At 71.9% G+C, this 1,426-nt stretch carries 1 protein-coding gene; it reads left to right on the top strand.

All coding sequences use genetic code 11. From position 1 onward, the window contains the following. The first annotated feature begins 195 nt into the window (after positions 1–195). Positions 196–1,380 (top strand): amidohydrolase family protein, encoded by a 1,185-nt coding sequence (locus tag ACTOQ1_RS42785; protein WP_440074325.1) that lies wholly within the window; start codon positions 196–198, stop codon positions 1,378–1,380. Positions 1,381–1,426 lie beyond the last annotated feature (46 nt).

The raw sequence follows: 1,426 nt of genomic DNA, 5'->3' as shown, positions 1-1,426 counted from the left end.
TGGCTCATCGATGTCGGATGTACGGGACCCGTGCCTGATATTCGAGGTGCCCCTCTCAGGATCTTCTCAGGGAGATTCAGGGGCCTCTCAGGTCGTTCGTGATGTTGTTGTGCCCGCCGCCTTCACCAGACCCGCGACGCCCGGGGAACGGGACGGGGGCCACGCATGCCGCCTCCCTCCAGGAGCTTCCCGACCATGACGCCTCTCGCGATTCACGCCGGACTGATGTTCGACGGCACGAGCCTGTCCGGCCCCGCGACGGTGTTCGTGGAGGACGGGCGGATCACCGGCGTGGACACCACGGGCGTCCTTCCGCCGGACGGGGTGGACCTGATCGACCTCGGCACGGACGCCTTCCTGATGCCGGGACTCGTCGACCCTCATGTGCATCTCGGCTTCGACGCCGGCCCCGACCCGGTGACCGCGTTCACCACCGCCGACGACGCGGAGCTGCTGGCCAGGATGCGGACCGCGGCCGGCAGGGCGCTCCGGGCCGGTGTCACGACCGTGCGTGACCTCGGTGACCGCGACTACCTGGCGCTGGCGCTCAGTGCGGAGACGGGGCGATGCCCCGGAGAGGGGCCGGAGATCCTCGCCGCCGGGCCTCCGATCACCACGCCCGGCGGCCACTGCCATTTCATGGGCGGCGCGGCCGAAGGGGCCGCCGCCCTGCGCGCCGCGGTACGGGACCGGCACGAGCGGGGCTGCGCGGTGGTCAAGATCATGCTGAGCGGCGGCAACATGACGCCGGGCTCGCCGCCGCCACACGAGTCGCAGTACTCGGCGGCCGACCTGCGGGTCGTCGTCGACGAAGCGCACCGGCTCGGCCTGCCCGTCGCCGCCCACGCGCACGGCACGCGAGCGATCGGGGACGCGCTGGCGGCGGGAGTGGACAGCATCGAGCACGCCACGTTCGTGACCGCGGACGGCGTCGACGCGGATCCCGCCCTGCTCGCCGCCATCGCCGGGAGCGACGTCTTCGTGAGCGTGACGATCGGAGTCGTCCCCGGCGACTCACCGCTCGTCCTGCCGCCGGAGGTCGCCAAGCGCGTGCAGGCCGTACACGAGGCCCTCAGGGCCCTCTACAGGCTCGGTGCCCGCATCGTGCTCGGTACGGACGCCGGCATCATGCCGGCCAAGCCGCACGACGTGCTGCCGTACGCCATCGCCCAGTTCACCGCGGAGGGCCCGTCCCCACTGGAAGCACTCACGGCGGCGACCAGCCTCGCCGCCCAGGCGTGCGGGGTTACCGACCGGAAGGGGCGGATCGCGGTGGGCGCGGACGCCGACCTGCTGGCCGTGACCGGGAACCCCCTCGACGATCTCGACCGGCTCCGGGACGTCCGAGCGGTCTTCCGCGCGGGTGTCCGGGTCAGGTGACCCGGCCGGCTTTTCTTTCACTTCCCGGCAGGAAGTGAAACAGCAC

It is taken from the genome of Streptosporangium sp. OZ121 (genome assembly GCF_051918885.1).
Lineage (GTDB): Bacteria > Actinomycetota > Actinomycetes > Streptosporangiales > Streptosporangiaceae > Streptosporangium.
The sequence above is the reverse complement of the archived record's forward strand: the minus strand, read 5'-3'. Positions and strand labels throughout refer to the sequence as shown.

Coding starts and splice junctions, on each gene's coding strand:
- ACTOQ1_RS42785 (WP_440074325.1), top strand. CDS start 196: ATGACGCCTCTCGCGATTCACGCCGGACTGATGTTCGACGGCACGAGC.